The sequence below is a fragment of the Streptomyces sp. NPDC026522 genome, assembly GCF_055567555.1.
Map to the genome: position 1 here is coordinate 421,642 of NZ_JBVHQF010000007.1, position 25,739 is coordinate 447,380.

Consider the following 25,739-nt stretch of genomic DNA (forward strand, 5'->3'; position numbering starts at 1 on the left):
GAGGAAATCTCGCTTGTTCTAATCTTTCTAGGGCACCAGAGTGAACCCCATGAGCGCACCCGCCACCACCCCGCCCGTCCGGACGAGCACCCTCACCCCCGCCCACCGCACCCGCACCCTCGACTGGCGGGTGCGGTTCGCGCTCCTCTCGGTGATCTGGGGCTTCAGCTTCCTCCTGATCAAAGTGGGCACGGACGGCTACGCGCCGTTCCACGTGGCCTTCGGGCGGGTCCTGTGCGGGGCGCTCGCCCTGGTCGTGGTGCTGCTGGTCCGCCGTGAACCCCTCCCCCGCGGCCGGCGCACCTGGGCCCATCTGACGGTGAGCGCGCTGCTGCTCAACACCGCCCCGTTCTCGCTGTTCGCCTTCGCCGAGCAGAGCATCCCGTCCGGCCTGGCGGGCATCTGCAACGCCACGTCGCCGCTGTGGGGCATGGTGCTGTCGCTGGTGGCGCTTTCCGAGGACCGCCCGACCCGGCGCCGCTTCGCCGGGCTGGGGCTCGGCTTCCTGGGGGTGCTGACCGTGCTCGGCGCCTGGCAGGGCTTCTCCGGAGTCGACGCCAAGGGCGCCGCCCTCGCCCTGCTGGCCTCGCTGTGCTACCCCATCGGCTGGATCTACGTCCGGCGTACCCTGGCGGGCACCCCGGGCTCGCCGGTCGCGATGACCGGGGCCCAGCTCATGGTCTCGGCGCTCCAGCTCCTCGCGGTCAGCACGCTGTTCACCTCGGCGCCGGCCGGCTTCCCGCTCTGGCCCACCCTGGCGGTGATCGCCCTGGGCGCCCTCGGGACGGGCGCGGCCCTGCAGATGCAGTACGGCCTGGTGGCGGAGATCGGCCCGACCACCGCGCAGATGGTCACGTACTTCGTCCCGGTCATCGCCACCACGGCGGGCGTCCTGGTGCTCGGCGAACAGCTCCACTGGAACACCCCGGTCGGCGCGGCCGTCGTCCTGGCGGGCGCCGCGCTCACCCAGGCCCGGCCCTCCGCCAAGCGCGCCTGACCCCGAGCGGGGGGCCGCTCAGCCGAACCGGCCCCCCGCCACGGGCCTGACCGCCGCCGCCACCGCGTCGGCCAGGGCGGCGAGTTCGGCGGGCGCGAGCTGGGACACCGTCACCCGCACCCCCGGACCGCTGTCCACCCGGAACCGCGCGCCCGGCGCCACGGCCCACCCGGCGCCCAGCAGCCGCGTCACCGTCCCGGTCTCGTCGGCGACGGGCACCCACACGTTCATGCCGCTGCGCCCCCGCGCCGGCACCCCGCGCTCCGCGAGCGCCGCGACGAGCCCGTCCCGCCGCTCGCCGTAGGACCGGGCCACCGCCGCCGGATCCACCGCGCCGGACGTCCACAGCTCCACCACCGCGTACTGGAGCAGCCGGCTCACCCAGCCCGGCCCCAGCCGCTGCCTGCCGCGCACCCGGTCCGTCGTCACCGCATCGCCGGTCAGCGCCGCGATCCGCAGGTCCGGCCCGTACGCCTTCGCCGTCGAGCGGACCAGCGCCCAGTGCCGGGTCACCCCGCCCAGGCAGTGCAACGGCAGGTCCACGATGCCGTGGCCGTGGTCGTCCTCCACGACCAGCACCTCGGGCTGCCGGGCCAGCAGTTCGCGCAGCTCCGCCGCCCGGGCCGCGCCGACCGCGGCGCCCGTCGGGTTCTGCGCCCGGGCCGTCACCACGAGCGCCCGGGCGCCCGCGGCCAGGGCCCGTGCCACCGCCTCCGGGCGCGGCCCCTCGTCGTCCACCGCCACCGGCAGCGTCCGCAGGCCGAGGGCGGCCACCAGGTCCAGCATGCTGCCCCAGCCCGGATCCTCCACCGCCACCGCGTCCCCGGGCCGCAGGTGCGCGGCCAGCACCCGCTCGACGCCGTCCAGCGCGCCGGAGGTCACCGCCGGCTCGCCCGGTGGCACCCCGTCCGCGTCGAAGCCGGCCCTGGCCAGCCGGGCCAGCTCCGGCACCACCGGGTCGTCCCCGTACAGGGTCGGCGCCTTCGCGTACCGGTCGGCCGCGACCGCGAGGGCGGTGTCCAGCCGGGGCAGCAGCGACACGTCGGGGTTGCCCGAGGCGGCGTCGCGTACGCCGTCCGGGACCACCGCCCGCAGCTCGTCGCGCGGCGCGCTCGCGGGCCGGGCCCGTACCCGGCTGCCGCGCCGGCCGTCCGTCTCGATGACCCCGCGTTCGCGCAGCGTCCGGTACGCGGCGGCGACGGTGTTGGGGTTCACCCCCAGCACCCCCGCCAGTTCCCGCATCGGCGGCAGCAGCGTTCCGGGCACGAGGGTGCCCGAGCCGATGCCCGCCTCGATGCTGGCTGCGATCTCCGATGCACGACGCCCTGTAATCCGATACTCTCCTAGCACAAAGAAGATTATGCACTAGTACAACGGAGTTCGCACCATGAGCGTCACGCCCGTCACCGAGCCGTCCGACCAGCCCGCCGACCCGGCGACCGCGCATGCCGCACCGGCCGAGTCGTACGCGCCCACCGGGCGCACCGTCCCGACCCGTTCCCGGGACCGGGCGCGCTACGACCGCGAGACGGTCCACGCGATACTCGACCAGGCCTACGTCTGCCACCTCGGCTTCGTCCGCGACGGCGCGCCGGTGGTGCTGCCGACGCTCTTCGGCCGGGTGGGCGAGCGGCTCTACCTCCACGGCTCGACGGGCTCCCGCCCGCTGCTCGCCGCCGGCACCACCGACCCGGGCCTCGCCGTGTGCGTGACCGTCACGCACGTCGACGGCCTGGTGCTGGCCCGGTCCGCCTTCCACCACTCGATCAACTACCGCTCCGTCGTCGTGCACGGCACCGCCTACCAGGTCACCGACGAGGAAGAGCGCCGGATGGCGCTCGACGCCCTGGTCGACCACGTCGTGCCCGGCCGCTCCGCCGACTCCCGCCCGGCCAACGCCAGGGAACTCGCGGCCACGGCGGTGATCCGCCTGGACCTCGACGAGGTGTCGGCGAAGCTCCGCACCGGCGGCCCGAACGACGACGCCGAGGACCTGGACCTGCCGTTCTGGTCGGGCGTGGTCCCGGTCGCCCCGGCCTACGGGGCTCCGGTCCCGGCCGCCGACCTGGCCCCCGGCATCGCCGTCCCGGGCTACCTCGCCGCGCTCTGAGCCACCGGCGCGGGCCGGAGCTCCTCCGGCCCGCCCGCAGGCCGCCGCGCCTCGGCGGCGATCAGCGCCCCGACCGCCGTCAGCAGCAGTACGGTGCCCAGCACCACGGCGCCGGTCAGCCGCTCCCCGAGCAGCAGGACGGCGATCACCGCGGCGCTCACCGGCTCGATCAGCATGATCACGGACACCGTCGCGGACCGCACCGCCGCGGCCCCGGTGAAGTACAGGGCGTAGGCCAGGGCCGTCGGCACCGTGGCGACGTAGACCAGCAGCCACAGCACCCGGGCCGGTTCGGCGGTGTGCGGGAGCAGCCCCTCCACCAGTGCGGCCGGCAGCAGGCACACCGCGCCCACCCCGACCGACCAGGCGGTGGTGACGAGCGGGTCCCCGCCCGCCCCGCGCTGCCCCAGCCACCGGGCGCGCAGGGTCATCCCCGCGTAGCCCGCCGCCGACAGCAGCGCCCAGCCGACGCCGAGCGGCCGCACCTCACCCCCGCCGCTGCCCAGCACCAGGACGGCGAGGCCGGCCAGCGCCCCCGCCACCGCGGCGGCTCCGCCCCGGCCGAGCCGCTCCCCCATCCAGTACCGCGCGCCGAGCGCGATCAGCACCGGCCCGGCGCCGAGGGTGACCACGGTGCCCACGGCCAGGCCCGTCTCCCGTACGGCGCCGAAGTACGCGGCCTGGAAGAGGGTGAACATCAGGCCGGTCCCGATCAGCGACCGGACCGAGGGACGGGGCAGGGCCGGCGCGGGACGGCGGCGTACGGCGAGCACCCCCGCCAGGACCACCAGGCCGCCCGCGCTCCGCCAGAACGACAGGGCGAGCGGTCCGAGGTCACTGGCCAGGAAGAGGAGCGAGGCGGCCGCCCCGGCGGTGCCCCAGGCGGCTCCGGCGACGACGAGGTACAGCAGACTGCGCCCGGCAGCGGGCGATTGGTTCGACACAGGTGTCTCCGCGCTTGCGTGAAGGATGAGAAGAGCAGGTCATCGCTTCGCGGGCAGCGCGAACCCGCCCGGGGCACTCCCGGGCCGGGACTGTTGCGTGAGGGCCGCCCGCGCTAGGCGGCGGGAGGCGGAAGCACGGCGGTCGAAGGCATGATCGCCACCCTAGGCGTTCGTCGCTTCGCGGTCCAGCACGGCCGGTTCGGCCGCCGCCGGGGGCGTGGGGCGGGAGGACTGCGCGATGAAGGCGCCGCCCAGCACGAGCGCGCCGCCCAGCGTCTGCCAGGTGGAGAGGTGCTCACCCAGGAGCACCCAGGCCAGCACGGTCGCGACGACCGCCTCCAGGCAGGCCACGACCCCGGCGACCTGCGGCGACAGCTTGCGCACGGCGACGACCCCGGTCAGGTACGCGAACACGGTGGCGATCAGCACCACGAAGGCGAGCAGCAGCGCCGCCGGTACCGTCGTGCCGTTCATGACCGCGTCGCCGGCCAGCACCTGCCAGTCGATCTGCCAGGGCCGCGCGATCACGGTCATGACCAGCGTCCCGATGAGCATGCCGAACGCGATCACGCCGATCGGGTCGGGTACGTCGCGCTCGTCGCTGCCCTGGTCCGCGAAGACGAAGTAGCAGGCCTGGCAGCAGGCGGCGGCGAGACCGAGCAGCACACCGAGCAGGTCCAGGCTGAGCCCGGCCCAGATCTCCACGACGCACGCCAGTCCGACGACGGCCACGGTGGCTCCGGCCGCCGCGGCCCGGGTCACCGGCTTGCGCTGCACGAAACGGATGTAGCCGAGGAGCAGGCACGGCCCGAGGTACTCCAGCAGCAGGGCCACGCCGACCGGGATGCGGGAGAGGGAGGCGAAGTAGAAGGCCTGCACACCGGCGACGGCTATGAGCCCGAAGCCGGCCAGCAGCAGCGGTTTGCGCCGCACCAGGGCGCGGTGGCGCCAGGCGAGCGGGGACAGCACCAGCGCCGCGCCGGCCACCCTCAGCCACACCATGTGCAGCGGGTCGAGGCCCGCCTCGATCAGCGGCTTCGCCGCGACCCCGGAACCACCGAACGCACACGCCGAGACGAGGGCGAGGCCCAGCCCGGCGTTCTTCCCTGACGCTTGCATGCGGCCATCATGGCAGGGCCGGACAGGAGTGTCGCTTGGGTGACACCTGTTGAGACGGGCCCGGGCCCGGGCCGGCCGCCACCGCCATTTCTGACAAGCCGTCAGTATTGAATGTTCCGCCCGCCGGGGCTACGTTCCGCGCACGAACCCGACGAGAAGGGGTGGCCGCATGGCCGAAGTCACCGCGGAATCACGCATCGAGGCGCCCGCCGCGAAGGTCTGGGCGCAGCTCACCGACTGGGACTCCTACGGCCAGTGGAGCATGACCCACACCGACTTCCCGAAGGGCGGCCCGGGAACCCTCGCGCTCGGCTCCACCTTCAGCGAGAACATGAAGATGATGGGCTTCCCGGCCGAGGTGCTGTGGACCGTCTCGGAGCTGGAGGACGAGCGCCTCTTCGCCATCACCGGCAAGGGCCCGATGGGCGTGGCCGTCCTCACCCGGTACACCCTGGTCCCGGACGGCGGGGCCACGACCGTCCGCATCGACGGCGAGTTCACCGGGGCCGCGGTCTCCCTGATGGCGGGCAAGCTCAAGGACTCCGCCACCGCCGCCCTGAACGAGTCGCTGCGCAAGCTGGCGGCGCTGGTCGCCTGACCGGCCCACCCGACACGCGCCGGCGCGCCCCACGACAGGTCTCGTGGGGCGCGCCGGTTCGTCGCGGGAGGGGCGGCCGGACTCAGTGCTCGTCGGCCAGGATGAGGTAGAGCTTCTTGCGGGCGTCGTTGATGACCGCGAGGGCCTTCTCGCGCTGCTCGGGCGTGCCGGTCTTGAAGACCTGGCCGAACGCCTCCATCAGGCCGATGCCGGCCGTCCGGACCTCGTGCATCGCCTCGAAGTCGAAGCCCCGGCCCGCCTCGGCCCAGGGGGCCGACGGGCCCGACTCGGCCTCGGTGCGGCCGGCGTCGGTGAGCGTGAACAGCTTCTTGCCGCCGTCGCTCGCACTGGTGATGAGGCCTTCGTCCTCGAGCAGCTGGAGGGTCGGGTAGACCGAGCCCGGGCTGGGCTTCCATGCCCCGCCGCTGCGCTCGCCGATCTCCTGGATCATCTCGTAGCCGTGCATCGGCCGGTCGGCGAGCAGCGCCAGGATCGAGGCGCGCACATCGCCGCGCCGGGCGCGGCCGCGCGGGCCGCCCCGTCCTCCGCGTCCACCGAAGGGCCCGCCTCCGAAGGGCGGCCCGAACGGCCCGAAGGCGGCGCGCCGCCCCATGAACTCCTCCCGACGGTCCGGCCCGCAGTGGCCGTGTCCCCGCCCGTGCTCGGGTCCGTGGTCATGTCCGTGCTGTCCGTGTGAACGCATGACTGCGCTCCTTTCGTCAATCGTGATCTCGATGTCGATCGTCGCGATCGCTCTTCCGGACCCCTTCCGGGTTCCGATGCATCCACTATCACCGACCGCTCGCGATGCGTCAACGATATATCGGAAACTTTTCACCGACAGAGCCAGACACCTCGCATTGGCATTGGGCGACGATCAGGGGGGCGCCCTACGGTCGGGGCATGCGCATCCGAATCGTCGACGCCTTCACCGATCGGCCCTTCGCCGGAAACCCCGCCGGAGTGCTGCTCCTCGACGGCGAGTTCCCGCCGGACCACTGGCTCCAGCAGGTCGCGGCCGAGGTCAACCTCTCCGAGACCGCCTTCGCCCGCCCGCTGCCGACCGGCGGGGACGCCGACTGGGCACTGCGCTGGTTCACCCCGGCCACCGAGGTCGACATGTGCGGCCACGCCACCCTCGCCACCGCGCACGTCCTGGCGACGAACGGCCTGGCGAACGGCCTGATCCGGTTCGGCACCCGCAGCGGCGTACTGACGGCCCTGGCCGGCGCCGACGGCCGGATCACCATGGACTTCCCGACGTCCGCGCTCACCCCGGTCGCGGCGCCCGCCGAGGTGGAACGCGCCCTGGGCGCCGCGGTCCGGTCCGTCCACGACACCTCCGACCACATCGGCGACCTGGTGGTGGAACTCGCCGACGAGCGGGCCGTACGGGAGCTCAGGCCCGACCTCCCCGCCCTGCGCGCCTACGCCCGCCGCGGGGTGGTCGTCACGGCGGCCGCCGAGGACCCTGCCCGCGGGTACGACTTCGTCTCCCGCGGCTTCTTCCCCGCCGTCGGCATCGCCGAGGACCCGGTCACCGGAAGCGCCCACACCGCGCTCGCCCCGTTCTGGGCCGCACGGCTGGGCCGGGCAGAGCTCGTCGGCCTCCAGGGCGGAACCCGCACCGGCCTCGTCACCGTCCGGCTCGCCGGTGACCGTACGCTGCTGACCGGCGACGCCGTCACGGTGCTGGACGGGGAGCTGCGCACCCGCCCCTGACCCCTCAGGGCGTCGGCAGCCAGGACACGTGGCCCGCCAGCAGCGCGTACCCGCCGAAGGCCACGATGTCGAGCAGCGCGTGGGCGACGACCAGCGGAGCCACCCGGCCCCAGCGACGGTAGGCCAGGACGAAGACGACGCCCATCACCACGTTGCCGAGGAAGCCGCCGACGCCCTGGTAGAGGTGGTAGGAGCCGCGCAGCACCGCGCTGGCCAGCAGCGCCGCCATCGGCGACCAGCCGAACCCGTCCAGCCGCCGCAGCAGGTACGCCAGCACGATGACCTCCTCCACCACCGCGTTCTGCACGGCGGAGAGGATCAGCACCGGGAACTTCCACCACACGTCGGGCAGCGCCTCGGGCACCACCGTCAGGTTGAAACCGGCGGCCCGCGACCCCAGGTAGAACGCCAGCCCCGCGCTCCCGATCCCCGCCGCGACGAGCGCGCCCCGGCCCAGGTCCCGGCCGGGGCGGGTGCGGTCGAAGCCGAGCACCCGCAGCCCCGGCGCGCCTTCCCGGGTCAGCAGGTGGGCGACGAGCAGGACGGGCACCAGCGCGGTCGCGATGCCGAACAACTGCCACGCCAGGTCCAGCCAGGGCCGCCCGGGCGCGTACGAGCCGTTGAGCGTGGCGGCCTGGTGCTTGAGGCCGCCCGGCTTCGTGAGCGAGCCGATGAAGCTGATCAGCGCCGACACCGCGCTCGCGCCCAGCGAGAGCGCGAGCACCAGCAGCGTCTCGGTCCGCAGGTACCCGCGGCCGTCCTCCCGCCGGCCCTCGGCCACCGGCTCCGGCTCCACCCGCACGTGCGACTCCCGTCCCGCCGTCCCGTTGTCCGCCACCCCCATACTGCCTCGTGGGCGGGGCCGCGGACGCACCGGACCCGGGCGGGTCAGCGGCCGACCGCGGCCGTGGCGTCCACCTCCCGCTCCGGGAGGCCGACGGGCCAGGTGTGCACGGGGTCGCCCCGGTGCATCAGCTCGCTGTACCGCCGGGTCGTCGCGGCCAGCGCGGCGTCGCGCTCCAGGCCGCCCGCGAGCGCCTGGTGGTAGGTGTCGACCTGCCAGGTCGCCCCGTTCACCCGGCGCCGGCACCGCTCCTCGATGATCCCGAGGTAACGGTCCCGGTCGGCGGGTGCGATCCCCCACGCGTCCAGGCCCGCCGCCGCCATGGGCAGCAGCTCGTCCAGTACCAGCCGCACCGCCGGTACGCTCGCCAGGCCCGGCCCCCGGCCCCGGCGCGGCCAGCGCAGCCGGGCGTCGATGCCGTACCGGCAGGCCGCGTCGAAGTTGGCCTCCGCCTCGGCGAAGGGGAGCCGGCTCCACACCGGGCGCGGCTCGTCCGCGAGCGTCCGTACCAGGCCGTAGTAGAAGGCCGCGTTGGCGACGACGTCGGCCACCGTCGGCCCGGCCGGCAGCACCCGGTTCTCCACCCGCAGGTGCGGCACCCCGTCGGCGACCCCGTACACGGGCCGGTTCCAGCGGTAGACGGTGCCGTTGTGCAGGACCAGCTCCTGCAGGCTCGGCACCCCGCCCTCGGTGAGCACCCGCAGCGGCTCCTCCTCGTCGCAGATCGGCAGCAGCGCGGGGAAGTAGCGCACGTTCTCGGCGAAGAGCTCGTACGCCGATTCCACCCACCGCTCCCCGAACCAGGTCCGCGGCCGCACGCCCTGCGCCTGGAGCTCCGGCGGCCGGGTGTCGGTGGCCTGCGTGAACAGCGGCGGCCGGGATTCGCGCCACAGCTCCCGGCCGAACAGGAACGGGGAGTTGGCGCCGACGGCTATCTGGACGGCGGCCACCGCCTGCGCCGCGTTCCACACGTCCGCGAACCGGGCCGGGGTCACCTGCAAATGCAGCTGCACGGAGGTGCAGGCCGCTTCCGGAACGATCGAGCCGGTGGTCCAGCTGACCCGCTCGACCCCCTCGATGTCGAGGGTGAAGTCCTCGCCCCGCATCATCAGGATCTGCTCGTTCAGCAGCGAGTAGCGGTCCACCGCCGAGAGGTTGGCCAGGGCCAGGTCCGAACGGGTGATCGTCGGCAGGATCCCGATCATCACGACGCCCGCGTCGATCTGCGCGGCCTGCCGGTGCGCGTAGTGCAGTCCCGCGCTCAGCTCCTCGGCGAGCTGGTCGAAAACGCGGCCCTCCAGGCGGTGCGGAAGTACGTTGACCTCCAGGTTGAACATTCCGAGCTCGGTCTGGAAATCGGGGCTCGCTATGCGCTCCAGGACCTGGGCATTCACCATTTTCGGCAACCCGTCGGCACCCGCGAGATTCAATTCGATCTCCAGCCCCATCATGTTCTTCGGGCGATCGAACCTCTGCTCTGCCAGAAGTCGCTCCAGACCCTCCAGGCACTCGCGCAGCTTCCTCCGATACCGCTGCCGATCGGACAGGTCGAATCCGCCTGCCACGACCTTCTCCCCCATCGAGGTGTCCCTCCTCAAGTGGCCCGGCCCACAGCACCCAGGCGCGCGTTACGGTCGATGATGCCCCGGCGGCGTGATCGCTAACTCCGCGGGGGCGTGCGTGGCGGACAGCGCGCGCCGGTTTGGCGCGAAGGGCGCTTCGGCACATTCACCCGGCAAGTCCACTCCAGCAAATTCCGCATCGACTTTGCCCATTCCGGATAACCGGCGCTTTCCAGCCGAGCCCCCGTCCGGTAACCTCCGAGGTCAGCGCTGCGTGTTCGTGTGGAACCGGCATGCACGTCAGGTCAGCGGGACCGGTAAACGCCTTGTCGGCAATAGCCGGGACAGCTAGCCGAAACATTGCGTGAACACATGTCGTATAAACTCCGCAAACGAGGCAGAGAGTTGGCGCGCGGCCATTGCCCCACAGCCCACCTCTGACCCCAGAATGCGACAGCGCCGTCCGCACCTTCTCCCGTAGCACCGGTCTCCCAAGTGAGAGGCGACCCACCATGCCGCTGCATGTCCCTCCGGCTCCCGCGCCCGCCCTGCGCAGCGTCCTCGCGGCACTCGGTTCCCCCACCGCCGTCAACGAGGCTCACACCCCTTCCCTGCGCGCCCTGCAAGGGCCGGTCACCGTCGAACTCCCGCTGCCGGTCCACGTGCTCGACCGGTTGCACGCCTCGCCGCTGGCGGCCGGCGGCAGGCCGCCCCGTACGCGGCTGACGGGCTGGCGGTTCCTGATCCGCAGCGGCGACCGGTTCGTCGCCGCCGCCGACACCCGCCTCACCGCGGACGGCTGGACCTTCTCGCACTTCTTCGAGGGCCCCTACGTGGCCGCGACGGAACGCGCGCTGCGCCAGGCGGAGTCGCTCGGCCAGGGGTACCAGCCCAGGCTGCTGTCCGTACCGGAGCTGTACATGCTGACGCTGTGGCTGCACGGGGCCGTGAACGCCGACGCCGCCGCGGGCCTGCCGGCCGCCGCCGATCTGCTGGTGCCGCTGGCTCCCGCCCCGCCCGGGATCGCCGCCTACCGGCCGCACCCCGTGTCCGAACTGCTGCCCGTACTGACCCACCGGCTGCGGCGCACCGCACCGCCGACCCCGCCGCCGGTGGCCGCTCCGGCGGCCTGACCTGCGCGGTCGTAGCGACATGGTCCGAGTGGCCCATGCGGCGTAGCCCGCTTGGGCCAGCGTGGAACCACCCCGATCGACAGGGGAGTTGGCTGAACCGCCCGCACGAGTGATGCGTCATCAATCTATGAGGACAGCTGCCGGGAAATCCCTGCGAAGCAGCCGTCATGGGGGAAGACTGACGACACATCCCCGCTGGGGCGGGGATGAAACACAGGGGGACGGCCATGAAACACGCATCGAGCCGTAGCACGCAGACCACACCGCAGCGAAAGAACGCATCCATGTGCCAGCACCAGCCTGCCTGCCCGTCATCAGACTCCGCCGACCGGGAAGCCGCGCGCCCGGTGGCCAACCACCCGGAACAGGGCTGGAGCCTGCTGTGCAACGGCGTCCTGCTCTTCGAGGACACCGGTGAGCTGCTGCCCAACGGCCAGATCATCGCCCCGCACCGCCCGCTCGCCGTCGCGTAGCGGCCCGCACACGAGGAGGGGCCGGTCCCGGAGCACATGCTCCGGGACCGGCCCCTTCCTACGTCATCCGGCTACGCGCCGACGGATCAGGCGTCGTACTCGTCCAGCGGCGGGCAGGAACACACCAGGTTCCGGTCACCGAAGGCGCCGTCGATCCGGCGCACCGGCGGCCAGTACTTCTCGGCCGCGGTGACCCCGCCCGGGAAGACGGCCTCGTCCCGGCTGTACGGGTGGTTCCACTCGCCGCCCAGCGCCGCCGCGGTGTGCGGGGAGTTGGCCAGCGGGTTGTCGTCGACCGGCCACTCGCCGCCCGCGACCCGCTCGATCTCGGCGCGGATGGCGATCATCGCGTCGCAGAACCGGTCGATCTCGGCGAGGTCCTCGGACTCCGTCGGCTCGATCATCAGCGTGCCGGCCACCGGGAAGGACATCGTCGGCGCGTGGAAGCCGTAGTCGATCAGACGCTTGGCGATGTCGTCCACGCTCACGCCCGTCGCCTTCGACAGCGGGCGCAGGTCGATGATGCACTCGTGCGCGACCAGGTTGCCGGGGCCCGTGTAGAGCACCGGGTAGTGCGGCTCCAGGCGCTTGGCGATGTAGTTGGCGCCGAGCACCGCCACCTGGGTGGCGCGCTTGAGACCCTCGCCGCCCATCAGGCGCACGTAGGACCAGGAGATGGGCAGGATGCCCGCCGAACCCCAGGGCGCCGCCGAGATCGGGCCGACGCCCGTCTCGGGGCCGGCCGTCGGCTGGAGCGGGTGGTTGGGCAGGTACGGGGCGAGGTGCGCCCGGACACCGACCGGGCCGACGCCCGGGCCGCCGCCGCCGTGCGGGATGCAGAAGGTCTTGTGCAGGTTCAGGTGCGAGACGTCGCCGCCGAAGTGGCCCGGCTTGGCCAGGCCCACCAGGGCGTTGAGGTTGGCGCCGTCCACGTAGACCTGGCCGCCGGCCTCGTGCACCTGGGCGCAGATGTCGGCGACGTGCTCCTCGAACACACCGTGCGTCGACGGGTAGGTGATCATCAGGACGGCGAGCTCGTCGCGGTACTGCTCGATCTTGGCGCGCAGGTCGGCCGCGTCCACCTCGCCGTCGTCGGCGGTCTTGACGACGACGACCTTCATGCCGGCCATCACGGCGCTGGCGGCGTTCGTGCCGTGCGCGGAGGACGGGATGAGGCAGACGGTGCGCTGCTCGTCGCCGTTCGCGCGGTGGTAGGCGCGGACGGCCAGCAGGCCGGCCAGCTCACCCTGGGATCCGGCGTTCGGCTGGATCGAGACCTTGTCGTAGCCGGTGACCTCGCAGAGACGTTCCTCCAGCTCGGTGATGAGCGTGAGGTAGCCCTCGGCCTGCTCCACCGGGGCGAACGGGTGCAGCTGGCCGAACTCGGGCCAGGTGACCGGCTCCATCTCGGTGGTCGCGTTGAGCTTCATGGTGCACGAGCCCAGCGGGATCATGCCGCGGTCCAGCGCGTAGTCCTTGTCCGCGAGCTTGCGCAGGTAGCGCAGCATGGCGGTCTCGCTGCGGTGCTGGTGGAACACCGGGTGCGTCAGGTACGCGTCCGAGCGCAGCAGGCCCTCGGGCAGCGCGTCCGCGGCGGTGGCGTCCAGGGCCTCGATGTCCGCGGTGACGCCGAAGGCGGCCCACACGGCCTCGATGTCGGCGCGCAGCGTCGTCTCGTCACAGGCGACGGAGACGAGGTCGGCGCCGGCCTGGTAGAGGTTCACCCCGCCCTCGCGGGCGGCGGCCACGACCTCCGCGGCCCGGCCCGGGACCCGGGCGGTGACGGTGTCGAAGTACGCGCCGTGCACGATCTCGACCCCGCCGGCCGTCAGGCCCGCGGCGAGCAGGGCGGCGTAGCGGTGGGTCCGGCGGGCGATCGTGCGCAGGCCGTCCGGGCCGTGGTAGACGGCGTACATGCCGGCCATGACGGCGAGCAGCACCTGTGCGGTACAGATGTTGCTGGTGGCCTTCTCCCGGCGGATGTGCTGCTCGCGGGTCTGGAGCGCGAGGCGGTACGCCTTGTTGCCGTCCGCGTCGACGGAGACGCCGACCAGGCGGCCGGGCAGCGAGCGGGCGTGCTTGGCCTGGACGGCCATGTAGCCGGCGTGCGGTCCGCCGAAGCCCATCGGGACACCGAAGCGCTGCGTGGTGCCGACGGCGATGTCGGCGCCCAGCTCGCCCGGGGAGGTCAGCAGGGTCAGCGCGAGCAGGTCGGCGGAGACCGTGACGACGGCACCGAGCTCGTGCGCCTGGTCGATGACCGGCTTGATCTCGCGCACCGCGCCGGAGGCGCCGGGGTACTGGAGCAGCACACCGAAGACACCGCGCTCGGCGATGTCGGCCGGGATGCCCTCGGACAGGTCCGCGACGACGACCTCGACCCCGATCGGCTCCGCACGGGTCTCGATCACGGCGATGGTCTGGGGGAGCGCGTCGGCGTCGATCAGGAAGACACCGCCCTTGACCTTGCCGACGCGCCGGGCCAGCGACATGGCCTCGGCCGCCGCGGTGCCCTCGTCGAGCAGGGAGGCGCCGGAGGTCGGCAGGCCGGTCAGGTCGGCGACGACGGTCTGGAAGTTCAGCAGCGCCTCCAGCCGGCCCTGCGAGATCTCGGGCTGGTACGGCGTGTAGGCCGTGTACCAGGCCGGGTTCTCCATGACGTTGCGCAGGATCACCGGCGGCGTGAAGGTGCCGTAGTAACCGAGGCCGATCATGGAGGACAGGACCTGGTTGCGGTCGGCGAGCGAGCGCAGCTCGGCCAGCACCTCGGCCTCGGTCCGCGCCTCGGGCAGGTTCAGCGCGGCCGCGGTCTTGATCACATCCGGTACGGCGGCGGCGGTGAGTTCGTCCAGGGAGCCGTAGCCCACCTGGGCGAGCATCTTGGCCTGCGCCTCGGCATCCGGGCCGATGTGGCGCTGCTCGAAGGGGATGCCTCGCTCCAGCTGAGAGAGCGGAATGCGGTTGGCGGTCATGTACGGAGGCCTCCTGGTCGTACGACCTGCGAGGGGCACCACGGCGCGGGCACCCGGACGGCCTCCCCCTCTGTCATCTCAACCTGAGAGCTTCGCCGGAGTCGCGGGACGGCCCGCGGATCCGGCTTTCACCGTCGGTGAGGAGGGGAACCGGCACTGCGCACCCGGTACCCGCCCCTGCTTTCCAGAGTGGCCTCGTCACGTGCGGTACGTATGCCTGAGAGATTCCGGGGAGGATTTGCTCCTTCGGCGCCTCCGTCGTGCTCACTCGGAGGACTCTCCCGCACAGGGTCAACAGCCACCGCCCAGCGTACCAGCGAGGATCTGGAAGCTCCCTCGAGTGGCCCCCTGTGCGGATATGCCCTTCTGTAGTCATTACGGAGGAGTTGCGACCAGTTGGAGGGACCGGACCGTGCAGACCGACATCGATCCCCGCAGTCTCATCGGCCGCAAGGCGTTCGACCGCAATGGCGCCAAGATCGGCACCGTGGACGAGGTCTACCTCGACGACGCCACCGGCGTTCCCGAATGGGCCGCCGTGCGGACCGGCTTGTTCAGCCGGGACGCCTTCGTCCCCCTGGAGCCCAGTGAGGTGGTCGACGACACCCTGCGGGTGCCCTTCGAACGCTCGCTGATCAAGGAGGCCCCGGACTTCGGCGTCGGGCGCCACCTCTCGCCGGAACAGGAGCTCCAGCTCTACCACCACTACGGGCTGGACGTGACCCTCCCGACGGACTTCCACCGGCCCCCGCCCCCGACGCAGCCCCGGGACTTCGGCAGCCTGGCCGGCGAAGGCTAAGGGCTGTCCGCCGGGGGCGACTCCTCCTCCCCTACCAGCGGCAGCGGGTCGGACGGCTCCAGCTCGGGGTCGTCCAGCCGGAAGGTCCGTACCCGGCCGGGCGCCGAGCCGGGCCGCTCGAAGCGCACGGTCACCCGGCCGACCCCGCTGCCCTGGACCCAGCCCGGGCCGTACACCGCGTGCCGGACGTCACTGCCGGCCGGCCAGCGGCGCTCGGCGGTCGGCTCCGGCTCCGGCCCGCCCCCCGCGGCCGGTACGAGCGCCACCGCCGGGCCGACCGCTCCGCCCGGCTCCCGCGCCCCGTCCGGCCCAGCGGCCGCCGCCTCCCCCACCGCGGCGTCCGCCGCGCCCTCCTGCGCGGCCTCGTCCGCCTCCTGCGCGGCCAGCGCGTCGGCCTGCGCGAACAGGTCCTCCTGGGTGTAGTCCGCCAGCCCCGTCACGCCGACGCCCAGCAGCCGGACCCCGCCGGTGGTGTCCACGGCCTCCAGCAGCCGCGCAGCGGCCTCCCGGACCACTCCCGGGTCATCGGTGGGACCCCGCAGCGTCTCCGAGCGGGTCAGCGTCGAGAAGTCGTAGCGCCGGACCTTCAGCACGATGGTGCGCCCGGAGTGCCCCGAACCGCGCAGCCGCCCCACACAGCGGTCGGCGAGCCGCTGCACCTCGTACCGGATCCGCACCCGGTCGTGCAGGTCGACGTCGAAGGTGTCCTCCACCGAGACCGACTTCGCGTCCCGCTCGGCGACCACCGGCCGGTCGTCCAGGCCAAGCGCCATCCGGTACAGCCCCGCGCCGTGCGCCCGCCCCACCATCCGGACCAGCTCGTCCTCCCCGGCCTCGGCCAGGTCCCCCACCGTGGTGATCCCGGCCCGCCGCAGGTGCTCCCCGGTGGCCGGCCCCACCCCCGGCAGGGTCCGCACCGACATCGGCGCGAGCAGTTCCCGCTCCGTTCCCGGCTCGATCAGCAGCAGCCCCGCCGGCTTGGCCTCCTCCGAGGCGACCTTGGCCAGCATCTTCGACCCGGCCAGCCCCACGGAGCCGCTGAGGCCGGTGGCGGCCATGATGTCGGCGCGCAGCCGCTCCCCCGTGGCCCGGGCGGTCGCCGAGTCGAAGGCGACCCCGCCGGCCTCCAGGTCCACGAAGGCCTCGTCCAGGCTGAGCGGCTCGACCAGCGGTGACAGTTCCCGCAGCAGGGCCATCACCGTCTCGCTGACCTCCCGGTACAGGGTGAAGCGGGGGATCAGGTAGGCACCGTTGGGGCACAGCCGTCTGGCCTGCGCCGTCGGCATCGCGGAATGCACGCCGAAGCGCCTGGCCTCGTAGGAGGCGGTGGCGACCACCCCGCGTGGCCCGAGACCGCCGACGATCACCGGCTTTCCGCGCAGGCTCGGCTTCGACGCCTGCTCCACGGCGGCGTAGAAGGCGTCCATGTCCAGGTGGAGGATGGTCGGCGCGGCTCTCACGGCTCCGATGCTCCCCTACGCCACTGACAACGCCGCCCGGGACCCCGGCGGCGCGTCGTGCGTCAGACGGCCCGGTTGCGGCGCGCGGCCAGTTCGTCCCTCGGGTTGTGGCCGACCAGCGTCTCACCGGTGTCGATCCGTTCCCCGTGCAACTGCGACAGGGCGTTCTCCACGTCCCGCCAGACCACGCCCACCGCGATGCCGAAGACGCCCTGGCCGCCCTGGAGCAGGCTCACGACCTGGTCCGGGGAGGTGCACTCGTACACGGTGGCGCCGTCGCTCATCAGGGTCATGCGCTCCAGGTCCGAGAAGCCGCGGTCGCGCAGGTGCTGCACCGCGGTGCGGATGTTCTGGAGCGCCACCCCGGTGTCCAGGAAGCGTTTGACGATCTTGAGGACCACCACGTCTCGGAAGCTGTACAGCCGCTGGGTACCTGAGCCGTAGGCCGGGCGCACGCTCGGCTCCACGAGGCCGGTCCGCGCCCAGTAGTCGAGCTGCCGGTAGGTGATGCCGGCGGCGGCGCACGCCGTCGGCCCCCGATAGCCGACCTGCTCGGCCGCCGGGGCCGCGCCGTCCGCTGCGGCCGGCGCCGGTTCCGGCTGACGGCGCGCACTGCCCGCCGCACCGCCGTGCAGCGGGTACGGCCCACCGTCACTCCGTGCGGGGGTGCCCCCGGTCATGCCGTCGCCCGTGATGCTCACGCCGACCCTCCGTCCTTGACCTGCCACCTCGAAGGTAGGCAGTCACCAGGGGTGCGTCAACGATCGCCACACTCGGCACGCCGAGTGATAATCACCCTGAGAGTGGTTTCCCGTGCCCCTTATCGGGGAAAGGCTAACCGAATGGGCTGAATGTCCCTGGTGGGCGGCTTGTCCGCCGCTCACTGCGGGCCGGTGCCGAAATCCTCGGGCGAGATCTGATCGAGGAACTCGCGGAACTTCTCCACCTCGTCCTCCTGCTCGTCCGGAATGGCGATGCCGGCGTCGTCCAGCACGCCGTCACTGCCGTAGATCGGCGTTCCCGTCCGCAGGGCCAGCGCTATCGCGTCGGAAGGCCGCGCGCTCACCTCTACCCCGCTCGCGAAGACGAGCTCCGCGTAGAAGACGCCCTCCCGCAGATCCGTGATCCGTACCTCGGTCAGCTCCTCACCGACCGCCTCCAGCACGTCCTTGAACAGGTCGTGCGTCAGCGGGCGGGCAGGGGCCATCCCCTGCTGAGCGAAGGCAATGGCGGTCGCCTCCCCAGGACCGATCCAGATGGGGAGGTACCGATCGCCTCCCACTTCACGCAGGAGCACGATCGGTTGGTTCGAGGGCATTTCCACCCGGACACCCACAACGTCGAGCTCGTTCACACAGCAACCCTAGGACGTGCCCGACCGGTTTGGGTAGTCGGGCTCTTTCCGGTCAACGCAGACGGACCCCGAGAGCGGTCTGCACGAGAGCCTCGTGCAGCCGTACGGAGAGCCCCGCCAGCTCTTTCAAGGTGGCCTCGGCATGGGCCCTGGTCTGCGGGTTGCGGTGCCGCCGCAAGGGGGAGACGACCTGCTCCACCAGGCCGGCCTCGCGGTCCGCCGCCGCCTTCATCGCCCGCAGGTGCCTGGGCTCCAGTCCGAAACGGCCGAGATCCGCGATCAGCCGCGCCACGGTGACCGCCCCGGCGTCGAACCCGCCGTCCGGTGCCTCGCCGAGCAGGCCGTACGACTCCCACTCGGCCAGTTGCTCCTCCGCCACCTCGGCGGCGGCGAGCAGCTCCGCCCGCCCCACCCGGGCCGCCGCCGGCCGCTCCCGGCCCACCTCGCCGTAAACGGCCGCGGGCCCGGTGGTGTCGGGCGCGCCGCCCGGGTCACGGGGCGCCGTGGGGGCCGGGATACGGATCTGCTCGCCGCGGTCGAGCGCGTCGAGCTGCTCGCGGATCACTTTCAGCGGCAGGTAGTGGTCGCGCTGCAGGCGCAGGATCCGGCCCAGCCGCTCGACGTCGTCGGTGCTGAACTTGCGGTATCCGGAGGGTGTGCGTCTGGGCTCGACCAGCCCCTCCGCCTCCAGGAAGCGGATCTTCGAGATCGTGACGTCGGGGAACTCGTCGCGCAGCATGGTCAGCACCGTGCCGATGCTCACCAGCCGCCCGGCGGTCCCGGCGGTGCCGTTCTTCGCGGCACCGCCGGTCGGGGTACGCAGCATGGGACCTTCCCTGTTGGGTCCCCCGAGGGCACCCCCCGGCGGTGGCCGGAAGGCGCCCGGGGGAGGTCAGACGCCCCGCAGGCTCGCGTAGAAGACCAGCCGGTACTTGCCGATCTGCACCTCGTCGCCGTTGTGCAGGGCGACGGAGTCGATCGGCTCACGGTTGACGTACGTGCCGTTGAGACTGCCCACGTCGGAGACGGTGAACCCGCCGTCCTGGCTCCTGCGGAACTCGACGTGCCGCCGGGAGACGGTGACGTCGTCCAGGAAGATGTCGCTCTGCGGGTGCCGCCCCGCCGTGGTCAGCTCGCCGTCCAGCAGGAAGCGGCTGCCCGAGTTGGGTCCGCGCCGCACGATCAGCAGAGCGGAGCCCGGGGGCAGGGCTTCCACCGCGGCCTGGGCCTCGGGGGAGAGCGAGGACGGCGCGTGTCCCGCCACCTCGGCCTCGTAGGCCTCCAGGCCCGAGATCGAGATGGTGGACGTGGTCTCCGAGGCTCGCTCCGGCGTCAGGCCCGGCCGCAGCGGCGCCCCGCAGTTGGAGCAGAAGCGGCTCGCCGCATCGCTGCGGTGCCCGCACCTGCTGCAAATCTGCTCGGCCGACATGGACGGCTCCTCGCGCCGCGGCTGCCCCGCGGAGGCGTTGGTGGCATACGGGTCGGAGGCAAACCCTCCACCCGCACTCGAGGTTGATGGATCACCGAAACCTATGCGTCCGGAACCGGCAGGGTCAACAGCCGACGCGCCCGGAGCGCCCGGAATGTCACCCTGGCCCGCGACCTCGTCCCGGAAGAGGGGCCGGTCGCCCTGGGCTTCCGCATCTGCGTGACCCGCACGGTGCCGCGCACCGCTTTCCTCACGGTTCTTCTTGCCGAACAACTTCTCAAACAACTTCACGGGCGATTCCCCTTGACCGAAACAGACCCGCCCGTGGGGCAGGACGAACTCCGCATGCACACACCTGCCGACCCGGACATTCTCACAACGTCCGTAACCACCAGACAGTTTCCACCACGCACCGCGACTTCGGCGCGTCGACCCCCCGCAGGCATCCCCCCACGTGAGCCGCTCCACATTCCACCCCGCCTCACGGCGATGACGACCGAGCGTAGTCAGGCTGCTTCGCAGCCCGCAAGGCGTCCACGACGATCTTCGCCGACCGTGTGACGGCGACCGTCGCCTGTTCCTTCTCCAGTGACTGCACCACACCGCCGGGGATGTTGAGCGCGGGCTCCAGGTCCTGGGGCTTGCCGATCACCCTGAACTCGTAGGGTTGTGTGATCTTCTTACCGTCGATCCCGACCCCACCGCCCTCGTCCGAGAAGAAGGAGCCCGCCACGACCCGCACACCGTTGATCTGGATCGCCTCGGCGCCGGCCGCCCGCAGCTCCTGGAGGGTGTCCAGCAGCTGATCGGACTGCACCTGGCCCTTGGGGTCGCTGATCCGCAGCGTGATCCCCGGCCCCTGTGCGGCCACGGTACCGGCCAGGATGCCCAGTTGGCGCTCCTTCTCCACGGTCTGCCTGCGCGCCTCCTCCGCCTGGTTGGAGCTGCTCTCCAGCTCCTTGCGCTGGCTCTCCAGCTGCTGCTTCTCGTCCTCCAGCCGCTTGGTGCGTCCGTCCAGCTCGTCGAGGATCCGTACGAGGTCCTCCTGGCGGGCGCCGCGCAGCGGGGCGCTGGAGTCGCTGTTGGACCGCACCTGGATGGCGAGGCCGAGTCCCAGCACGAACAGCAGCAGCGCGACGATCAGTTGCGCCCGGCTCAGCCGCGGCGGCCACAGACCCGCGGCCAGCCGCCGGCGGCCGCTCTGCTGCGGGACCCCGGCCGGTGCCGGCTTCCCCTCTGCAAGAGGCTGCTCCGGAACATTCGGTTCCTCGGGCGGGGTGTCATTCGTACTCATCGCGGCCTCACGCCCGGAACACGTGCCGGCGGATCGCCGCCGCGTTGGAGAAGATGCGGATGCCGAGGACGACCACCACACCGGTCGACAGCTGCGAGCCGACGCCCAGCTTGTCCCCGAGGAAGACGATCAGCGCGGCCACCACCACGTTCGACAGGAACGACACCACGAACACCTTGTCCACGAAGATGCCGTCCAGCATCGCGCGCAGACCGCCGAACACCGCGTCCAGCGCCGCCACCACGGCGATCGGCAGATATGGCTCCACCACGGCCGGCACTTCGGGCCGGACCAGAAGTCCGACCACCACTCCGGCCACGAGGCCCAGTACCGCGATCACGATGCACCCTTCTTCGGCTGTTCTGCTGTGGCTGTGCGTACGGTGAGGCTCGGCGCGGCCTGCAGGCGGAGGTCGTCCACCGAGGACAGGGTGTCGCGGATCCCGTAGCTCTCCTGGAGCACGTGCAGGTACTGGCCGCCCGCCGAGTCCTGGAACCGGGTGCCCAGCCGCTTGGGGTCACCCACGGCGAGGACTTCGTACGGCGGCACCAGCGGCCTGTTGTCGACCAGTATCGCGTCACCGGCGGCCCTGATCGCCGACAGCGCGGTCAGCCGCTGCCCGTTGATCGAGACCGCCTCGGCGCCCGACTGCCAGAGCCCGTTGACGATCTTCTGCATGTCCCGGTCCCGCAGCCGCCCGGTGTCCGAGAACCCCTTGCTCTCGCGCGGACCGCCGCCCCCGCCCGAGGCGGAGTCCTTCGCGTCGTCCACCACCAGCTTCACCCCGGGCCCGCGGACCTCGGTCGCCCCGGACAGCAACCCCACGAGCCGGCCCTGGTCCCCGCCCACCTGCTTGAGCGCCGCCTGCTGGCGGTCGGCGACCTCCGTGCGCAGCCGCTCGATGTCCGTCTCCAGCCCGTCCGCGTGGGCGTTCGCCCGCTCGACCCGGTCGATCAGCTCCTGACGCTCCTTGGCCAGTACCGGCCCCGCTACCCGCGCCTGGGCCGCGCCCAGGGTGACCACCATCGCGGCGAGTACGAGCCCGCCCGCGAGTGCCAGCTTGGCCTTGAGGGTGCGCGGAAGCCCGGAAGTGCCCTCGGCTTCGCGCCGCGCCGAGGCTTCCGCGTAGCCCTCGTCGAGACTGTGGTCCATCACGTGCGTCAGCAGCGACATGGAAGCGTCCGGGCGCGCGGGCCGTGTGACCGAACTCCGGTTGTGGTGCTGCTGCGACATGCCGCTCATCGTCGCATGACGCCCCCGCCGATACCGAATGCGCCGTCCGGCGGCCGGGACGGGGAGACGCCCTCCCTGCCCCGGCCGCCGGACGGCGCTCACGCCCGGCGCGGCCGCCTCAGTGTTCGCCGGCGTCCACCACTGCGGCCCACTCGTCCAGCAGCGCCTGCGCCGAAGCGTCGTCGGGGCCCTCGGCCCACAGGTGCGTGACCGCCTCCGCCGGGTCCGGCAGCACCAGCGCCCACCGGCCGTCGGCCTCGACCACGCGCACCCCGTCGGTGGTGTCCACCTGCCGGTCGCCGGCCGCCTCCACGACCCGCCGCATCACGAGCCCCTTCACCGCCCACGGCGTCGGCACGTCGCGCTTGAGCACGTGCGCCCGCGGGATCCGGGCGTCGATCTGGCTCAGGGTGAGCTGCGTACGCGCCACCAGCCCGATCAACTGGACGAACGCCGCCGAACCGTCGAAGACGCTGCTGAACTCCGGAACGATGAAGCCGCCGCGGCCGTCACCACCGAAGATGGTGCTCTCCGCCCGGCCCACCCGGGTCAGGTCGTCCGGCGAGGTCGTCGTCCACTCCACCTGGGTGCCGTGGTACGCCGCCACCTGCTCGGCGACCCGTGTGGTGGTCACCGGCAGCGCCACCTTGCCGCTGCGCTTCTCCGCGGCGACGAGGTCGAGCAGCACCAGCAGCGCCCGGTCGTCCTCGATGATCCGCCCGCGTTCGTCCACCAGCGAGATCCGCTCGCCCACCGGGTCGAAGCGAACGCCGAAGGCCGCCCGCGAGGAGGCCACGATCTCGCCCAGCCGCACCAGCCCGGCCCGCCGGGTCTCCCTGGTCTCCGTGGGGCGGGACTCGTCGAGCCCGGGATTGACGGTCAGGGCGTCCACCCCGAGCCGGCCGAGCAGGCTGGGCAGAACCAGGCCCGCGCTGCCGTTGGAGGCGTCGACGACCACCTTGAGCCCCGAATCGGCGACACCGGTGATGTCCACGCGCCGCAGCATCGAACCCGTGTACGCGTCGAAGACGCTGCCCGGGAACTGCAGGTCTCCGATCTCACCCGGGAACGCGCGCCGGTACTCCTGGCGGGCGTACACGCGGTCCAGCTTGCGCTGCTGCTGGAGGGAGAGGTCCGCACCGCGCTCGTCGAGGAACATGATGTCCACCGAGTCCGGGACGCCGGGTGAGGTGCGCAGCACGATGCCGCCGGCGCTGCCTCTCGCGGTCTGCTGGCGCGCGACGGGCAGCGGCACGTTCTCCAGGTCGCGGACGTTGATCGCGCTGGCCTGGAGCGCCGAGATCACGGCCCGCTTGAGCGCTCGCGCACCACGGGAGTGGTCGCGGGCCGTGGTGACCGTGGCGCCCTTCTTGAGGGTCGTCGCATAGGCGCCGGCCAGCCGCACCACCAGCTCGGGGGTGATCTCCACGTTCAGGATCCCGGTGACGCCGCGGGCCCCGAAGAGGTGGGCCTGGCCGCGGGACTCCCAGATGACCGAGGTGTTGACGAAGGCGCCGGCCTCGATCGTCTTGAAGGGGTAGACCCGCACGTTCCCCTGGACGATCGATTCCTCACCGACGAGGCACTCGTCGCCGATGACGGCGCCGTCCTCGATCCGGGCGGCCCGCATGATGTCGGTGTTCTTGCCGATCACGCAGCCGCGCAGGTTGCTGTGGGGTCCGATGTACACGTTGTCGTGCACCACGGCCTTGTGCAGGAAGGCCCCGCTCTTGACGACGACGTTCGACCCGATGACCGTGTGCTCACGGATCTCGACGCCGGCCTCGACCTTGGCGTAGTCGCCGACGTACAGCGGCCCGCGCAGCACGGCGTCGGGGCTCACCTCGGCGCCTTCGGCGATCCACACGCCGGGCGAGATCTCGAACCCGTCCATGTCGACCTGGACCTTGCCCTCGAGCACGTCGGCCTGGGCCTTGACGTAGCTCTCGTGCGTACCGACGTCCTCCCAGTAGCCCTCGGCGACGTAGCCGTAGATCGGCCGGCCTTCCTTCATCAGCTGCGGGAAGACATCACCGGACCAGTCGACCGAAACGTCCGCCTCGACGTAGTCGAAGATCTCCGGCTCCATCACGTAGATGCCGGTGTTGATGGTGTCCGAGAAGACCTGCCCCCACGTCGGCTTCTCCAGGAAGCGCTCGACCTTGCCCTCCTCGTCGACGATGGTGATGCCGAATTCCAGCGGATTCGGTACCCGCGTCAGACAGACGGTGACGAGCCCGCCCTTCTCCTTGTGGAAGCGGATCAGATCGGTGAGGTCGAAGTCCGTGAGCGCGTCGCCGGAGATGACGAGGAAGGTGTCGTCCTTCAAAGCGTCTTCGGCGTTCTTGACGCTGCCGGCGGTCCCGAGTGGCTTCTCCTCGTTGGCATAGGTGAGCTCCATCCCGAGCTCCTCGCCGTCACCGAAGTAGTTCTTGACGAGCGACGCCAGGAACTGAACAGTCACAACGGTCTCATTGAGCCCATGCCGCTTGAGCAGCCTGAGCACGTGCTCCATGATCGGCCTGTTGGCCACCGGCAGGAGCGGCTTGGGCATGCTCGAGGTCATGGGGCGAAGACGCGTGCCTTCGCCACCGGCCATCACGACGGCCTTCATGTCGGAAGAGTCCTCCTTGAGAGATGACGGTCAAGCCGACCTCACCCGTCTCGGACGGTGACTCCGCAACTCCTCCGCGTGTACCGGCGTCGAGCAAGCTCAATCGGCCGTGGCATCCGCCTTGACCAGCCGGCGGACTTGGACCACGTAAAGGATTCCTGCCCACCAATACAGGGTTGTACCCCATCCGGCGAACGCCCATCCGAAAACTGACGCCATCCAGGCCAACGGACCGTCGCCGTCACTCAGCAACAGCAAGGGGAACGCGTACATCAGGTTGAAGGTCGCGGCCTTGCCGAGGAAGTTGACCTGCGGCGGCGGATAGCCGTGTCGGCGCAGGATCCACACCATGACCAGCAGCATCAGCTCACGGGCGATCAGCGCCGCGGTGAGCCAGAGCGGCAGAATCCCGCGCCAGGTGAGGCCGAAGAGAGTCGTCAGGATGTACAGCCGGTCGGCGGCCGGGTCCAGCAGCCGACCGAGATTGCTGATCTGATTCCAGCGCCGCGCGAGTTTCCCGTCGAGGTAATCGCTGATCCCACTGAGCATGAGGACGAGAAGCGCCCACCCGTCGTGCTCCGTCAGGATCAGCCAGAGGAACAGGGGTACGCCGACGAGGCGCGCCATGCTCAGGATGTTCGGAATGGTGAAAATTCGGTCAGTCTGAACCCGAGTCTCCTGGACCTCCACCCGGGGGCCTCCACTGTGACGGTAGAACTAGTCGAACGATGCACACTGACCCTACAGGAGACCCCGCCGGGCCCTGAACGCAGAAAAGCCCCGCACCATGCCCGTGAAGGGCTGGTGCGGGGCTTTCCCACAATGATTGTTCGGCGGCGTCCTACTCTCCCACAGGGTCCCCCCTGCAGTACCATCGGCGCTGAAAGGCTTAGCTTCCGGGTTCGGAATGTAACCGGGCGTTTCCCTAACGCTATGACCACCGAAACACTATGAAGTTAACCAACCGGGCATGGACACAGTTCGTTACTTCAGAACTAACACAGTGGACGCGAGCAACTGAGGACAAGCCCTCGGCCTATTAGTACCAGTCAGCTCCACCCGTTACCGGGCTTCCACATCTG

24 protein-coding genes, 1 rRNA gene and 1 riboswitch are annotated in these 25,739 nt (G+C 71.7%); of the genes, 7 read left to right on the forward strand and 18 right to left on the reverse strand.

The features are described 5' to 3' along the window. Positions 1–49 precede the first annotated feature (49 nt). Positions 50–997 carry a DMT family transporter gene (locus ACZ4M3_RS20970; protein ID WP_467734697.1) on the forward strand — a complete coding sequence of 316 codons (948 nt, stop codon included), beginning with the start codon at positions 50–52 and terminating at the stop codon, positions 995–997. An 18-nt stretch (positions 998–1,015) separates the two neighbouring features. On the opposite strand, the gene ACZ4M3_RS20975 is transcribed toward ACZ4M3_RS20970, so the two are convergent. Beyond that, positions 1,016–2,347 (reverse strand): aminotransferase class I/II-fold pyridoxal phosphate-dependent enzyme, encoded by a 1,332-nt coding sequence (locus ACZ4M3_RS20975; RefSeq protein WP_467734699.1) that lies wholly within the window; start codon positions 2,345–2,347, stop codon positions 1,016–1,018. Positions 2,348–2,384: 37 nt separating this feature from the next. On the opposite strand from ACZ4M3_RS20975, the gene ACZ4M3_RS20980 reads away from it, so the two are divergent. Further along, the gene (locus ACZ4M3_RS20980) at positions 2,385–3,107 is read left to right on the forward strand and encodes a pyridoxamine 5'-phosphate oxidase family protein (protein WP_467734700.1); all 723 of its coding nucleotides are present in this window, start codon (positions 2,385–2,387) and stop codon (positions 3,105–3,107) included. Here ACZ4M3_RS20980 and ACZ4M3_RS20985 read toward each other — a convergent pair. Beyond that, positions 3,089–4,051 carry a DMT family transporter gene (locus ACZ4M3_RS20985; RefSeq protein ID WP_467734702.1) on the reverse strand — a complete coding sequence of 321 codons (963 nt, stop codon included), beginning with the start codon at positions 4,049–4,051 and terminating at the stop codon, positions 3,089–3,091. The genes ACZ4M3_RS20980 and ACZ4M3_RS20985 overlap by 19 nt on opposite strands. Before the next feature lie 162 nt (positions 4,052–4,213). Next, positions 4,214–5,170 carry an EamA family transporter gene (locus ACZ4M3_RS20990; protein WP_467734704.1) on the reverse strand — a complete coding sequence of 319 codons (957 nt, stop codon included), beginning with the start codon at positions 5,168–5,170 and terminating at the stop codon, positions 4,214–4,216. Positions 5,171–5,339: 169 nt separating this feature from the next. Here ACZ4M3_RS20990 and ACZ4M3_RS20995 point away from each other — a divergent pair, with 169 nt between their 5' ends. Continuing rightward, complete coding sequence (locus ACZ4M3_RS20995; protein ID WP_467734706.1) at positions 5,340–5,768, forward strand: type II toxin-antitoxin system Rv0910 family toxin; 429 nt, start codon at positions 5,340–5,342, stop codon at positions 5,766–5,768. 82 nt (positions 5,769–5,850) lie between these two features. Here the strand turns inward: ACZ4M3_RS20995 and ACZ4M3_RS21000 are convergent, their stop codons facing one another. Beyond that, complete coding sequence (locus tag ACZ4M3_RS21000; protein WP_467734708.1) at positions 5,851–6,471, reverse strand: PadR family transcriptional regulator; 621 nt, start codon at positions 6,469–6,471, stop codon at positions 5,851–5,853. Positions 6,472–6,671: 200 nt separating this feature from the next. Between ACZ4M3_RS21000 and ACZ4M3_RS21005 the strand changes: the two genes are divergently transcribed. After that, positions 6,672–7,490 (forward strand): PhzF family phenazine biosynthesis protein, encoded by an 819-nt coding sequence (locus ACZ4M3_RS21005; RefSeq protein ID WP_467734710.1) that lies wholly within the window; start codon positions 6,672–6,674, stop codon positions 7,488–7,490. Positions 7,491–7,494: 4 nt separating this feature from the next. Here the strand turns inward: ACZ4M3_RS21005 and ACZ4M3_RS21010 are convergent, their stop codons facing one another. Together ACZ4M3_RS21010 and ACZ4M3_RS21015 are read right to left on the reverse strand one after the other, a co-directional pair. Then, complete coding sequence (locus ACZ4M3_RS21010) at positions 7,495–8,292, reverse strand: CPBP family intramembrane glutamic endopeptidase (RefSeq protein ID WP_467734778.1); 798 nt, start codon at positions 8,290–8,292, stop codon at positions 7,495–7,497. 86 nt (positions 8,293–8,378) lie between these two features. Continuing rightward, positions 8,379–9,914 carry a glutamate-cysteine ligase family protein gene (locus ACZ4M3_RS21015; RefSeq protein ID WP_467734712.1) on the reverse strand — a complete coding sequence of 512 codons (1,536 nt, stop codon included), beginning with the start codon at positions 9,912–9,914 and terminating at the stop codon, positions 8,379–8,381. A 494-nt stretch (positions 9,915–10,408) separates the two neighbouring features. Between ACZ4M3_RS21015 and ACZ4M3_RS21020 the strand changes: the two genes are divergently transcribed. Both ACZ4M3_RS21020 and ACZ4M3_RS21025 read left to right on the forward strand, forming a co-directional pair. Beyond that, complete coding sequence (locus tag ACZ4M3_RS21020) at positions 10,409–11,029, forward strand: hypothetical protein (RefSeq protein ID WP_467734714.1); 621 nt, start codon at positions 10,409–10,411, stop codon at positions 11,027–11,029. A gap of 284 nt (positions 11,030–11,313) precedes the next feature. Beyond that, positions 11,314–11,502: a DUF5999 family protein gene (locus tag ACZ4M3_RS21025; RefSeq protein ID WP_467734716.1), complete on the forward strand. Its 189-nt coding sequence runs from the start codon at positions 11,314–11,316 to the stop codon at positions 11,500–11,502. Positions 11,503–11,588: 86 nt separating this feature from the next. Here the strand turns inward: ACZ4M3_RS21025 and gcvP are convergent, their stop codons facing one another. Further along, complete coding sequence (gcvP, locus tag ACZ4M3_RS21030; protein WP_467734718.1) at positions 11,589–14,474, reverse strand: aminomethyl-transferring glycine dehydrogenase; 2,886 nt, start codon at positions 14,472–14,474, stop codon at positions 11,589–11,591. 195 nt (positions 14,475–14,669) lie between these two features. Next, positions 14,670–14,768, reverse strand: a riboswitch (glycine riboswitch). Between the two features lie 118 nt (positions 14,769–14,886). Between gcvP and ACZ4M3_RS21035 the strand changes: the two genes are divergently transcribed. Further along, on the forward strand, positions 14,887–15,273 hold the full coding sequence (locus tag ACZ4M3_RS21035) for a PRC-barrel domain-containing protein (RefSeq protein WP_467734720.1): 387 nt from the start codon (positions 14,887–14,889) through the stop codon (positions 15,271–15,273). Here the strand turns inward: ACZ4M3_RS21035 and ACZ4M3_RS21040 are convergent. The 11 genes from ACZ4M3_RS21040 to rrf form a co-directional block, all read right to left on the reverse strand. Next, complete coding sequence (locus ACZ4M3_RS21040; RefSeq protein WP_467734722.1) at positions 15,270–16,733, reverse strand: DNA polymerase IV; 1,464 nt, start codon at positions 16,731–16,733, stop codon at positions 15,270–15,272. The genes ACZ4M3_RS21035 and ACZ4M3_RS21040 overlap by 4 nt on opposite strands. Before the next feature lie 62 nt (positions 16,734–16,795). Further along, positions 16,796–17,413, reverse strand: coding sequence for a MerR family transcriptional regulator (locus tag ACZ4M3_RS21045; RefSeq protein WP_467734780.1), 618 nt, complete (start codon positions 17,411–17,413; stop codon positions 16,796–16,798). Between the two features lie 200 nt (positions 17,414–17,613). After that, the gene (locus ACZ4M3_RS21050) at positions 17,614–18,087 is read right to left on the reverse strand and encodes a bifunctional nuclease family protein (RefSeq protein WP_007262890.1); all 474 of its coding nucleotides are present in this window, start codon (positions 18,085–18,087) and stop codon (positions 17,614–17,616) included. Between the two features lie 52 nt (positions 18,088–18,139). Further along, positions 18,140–18,913 carry a transcriptional regulator FtsR gene (gene ftsR, locus ACZ4M3_RS21055; RefSeq protein WP_467734724.1) on the reverse strand — a complete coding sequence of 258 codons (774 nt, stop codon included), beginning with the start codon at positions 18,911–18,913 and terminating at the stop codon, positions 18,140–18,142. A gap of 66 nt (positions 18,914–18,979) precedes the next feature. After that, positions 18,980–19,915, reverse strand: coding sequence for an FHA domain-containing protein (locus ACZ4M3_RS21060; protein WP_467734782.1), 936 nt, complete (start codon positions 19,913–19,915; stop codon positions 18,980–18,982). An 82-nt stretch (positions 19,916–19,997) separates the two neighbouring features. Then, on the reverse strand, positions 19,998–20,810 hold the full coding sequence (locus ACZ4M3_RS21065; RefSeq protein ID WP_467734726.1) for a DUF881 domain-containing protein: 813 nt from the start codon (positions 20,808–20,810) through the stop codon (positions 19,998–20,000). Between the two features lie 7 nt (positions 20,811–20,817). Next, the gene (locus tag ACZ4M3_RS21070) at positions 20,818–21,150 is read right to left on the reverse strand and encodes a small basic family protein (RefSeq protein ID WP_030158423.1); all 333 of its coding nucleotides are present in this window, start codon (positions 21,148–21,150) and stop codon (positions 20,818–20,820) included. Then, a complete protein-coding gene (locus tag ACZ4M3_RS21075) occupies positions 21,147–22,052 on the reverse strand; it encodes a DUF881 domain-containing protein (RefSeq protein ID WP_467734730.1) in 906 nt (301 codons plus the stop codon). The genes ACZ4M3_RS21070 and ACZ4M3_RS21075 overlap by 4 nt, the downstream gene beginning before the upstream one ends. A gap of 109 nt (positions 22,053–22,161) precedes the next feature. Then, positions 22,162–24,657: a sugar phosphate nucleotidyltransferase gene (locus tag ACZ4M3_RS21080; RefSeq protein WP_467734732.1), complete on the reverse strand. Its 2,496-nt coding sequence runs from the start codon at positions 24,655–24,657 to the stop codon at positions 22,162–22,164. Between the two features lie 99 nt (positions 24,658–24,756). Then, complete coding sequence (locus ACZ4M3_RS21085; protein WP_453355234.1) at positions 24,757–25,347, reverse strand: CDP-alcohol phosphatidyltransferase family protein; 591 nt, start codon at positions 25,345–25,347, stop codon at positions 24,757–24,759. Between the two features lie 138 nt (positions 25,348–25,485). After that, a 5S ribosomal RNA gene (gene rrf / locus ACZ4M3_RS21090) occupies positions 25,486–25,602 on the reverse strand. Positions 25,603–25,739 lie beyond the last annotated feature (137 nt).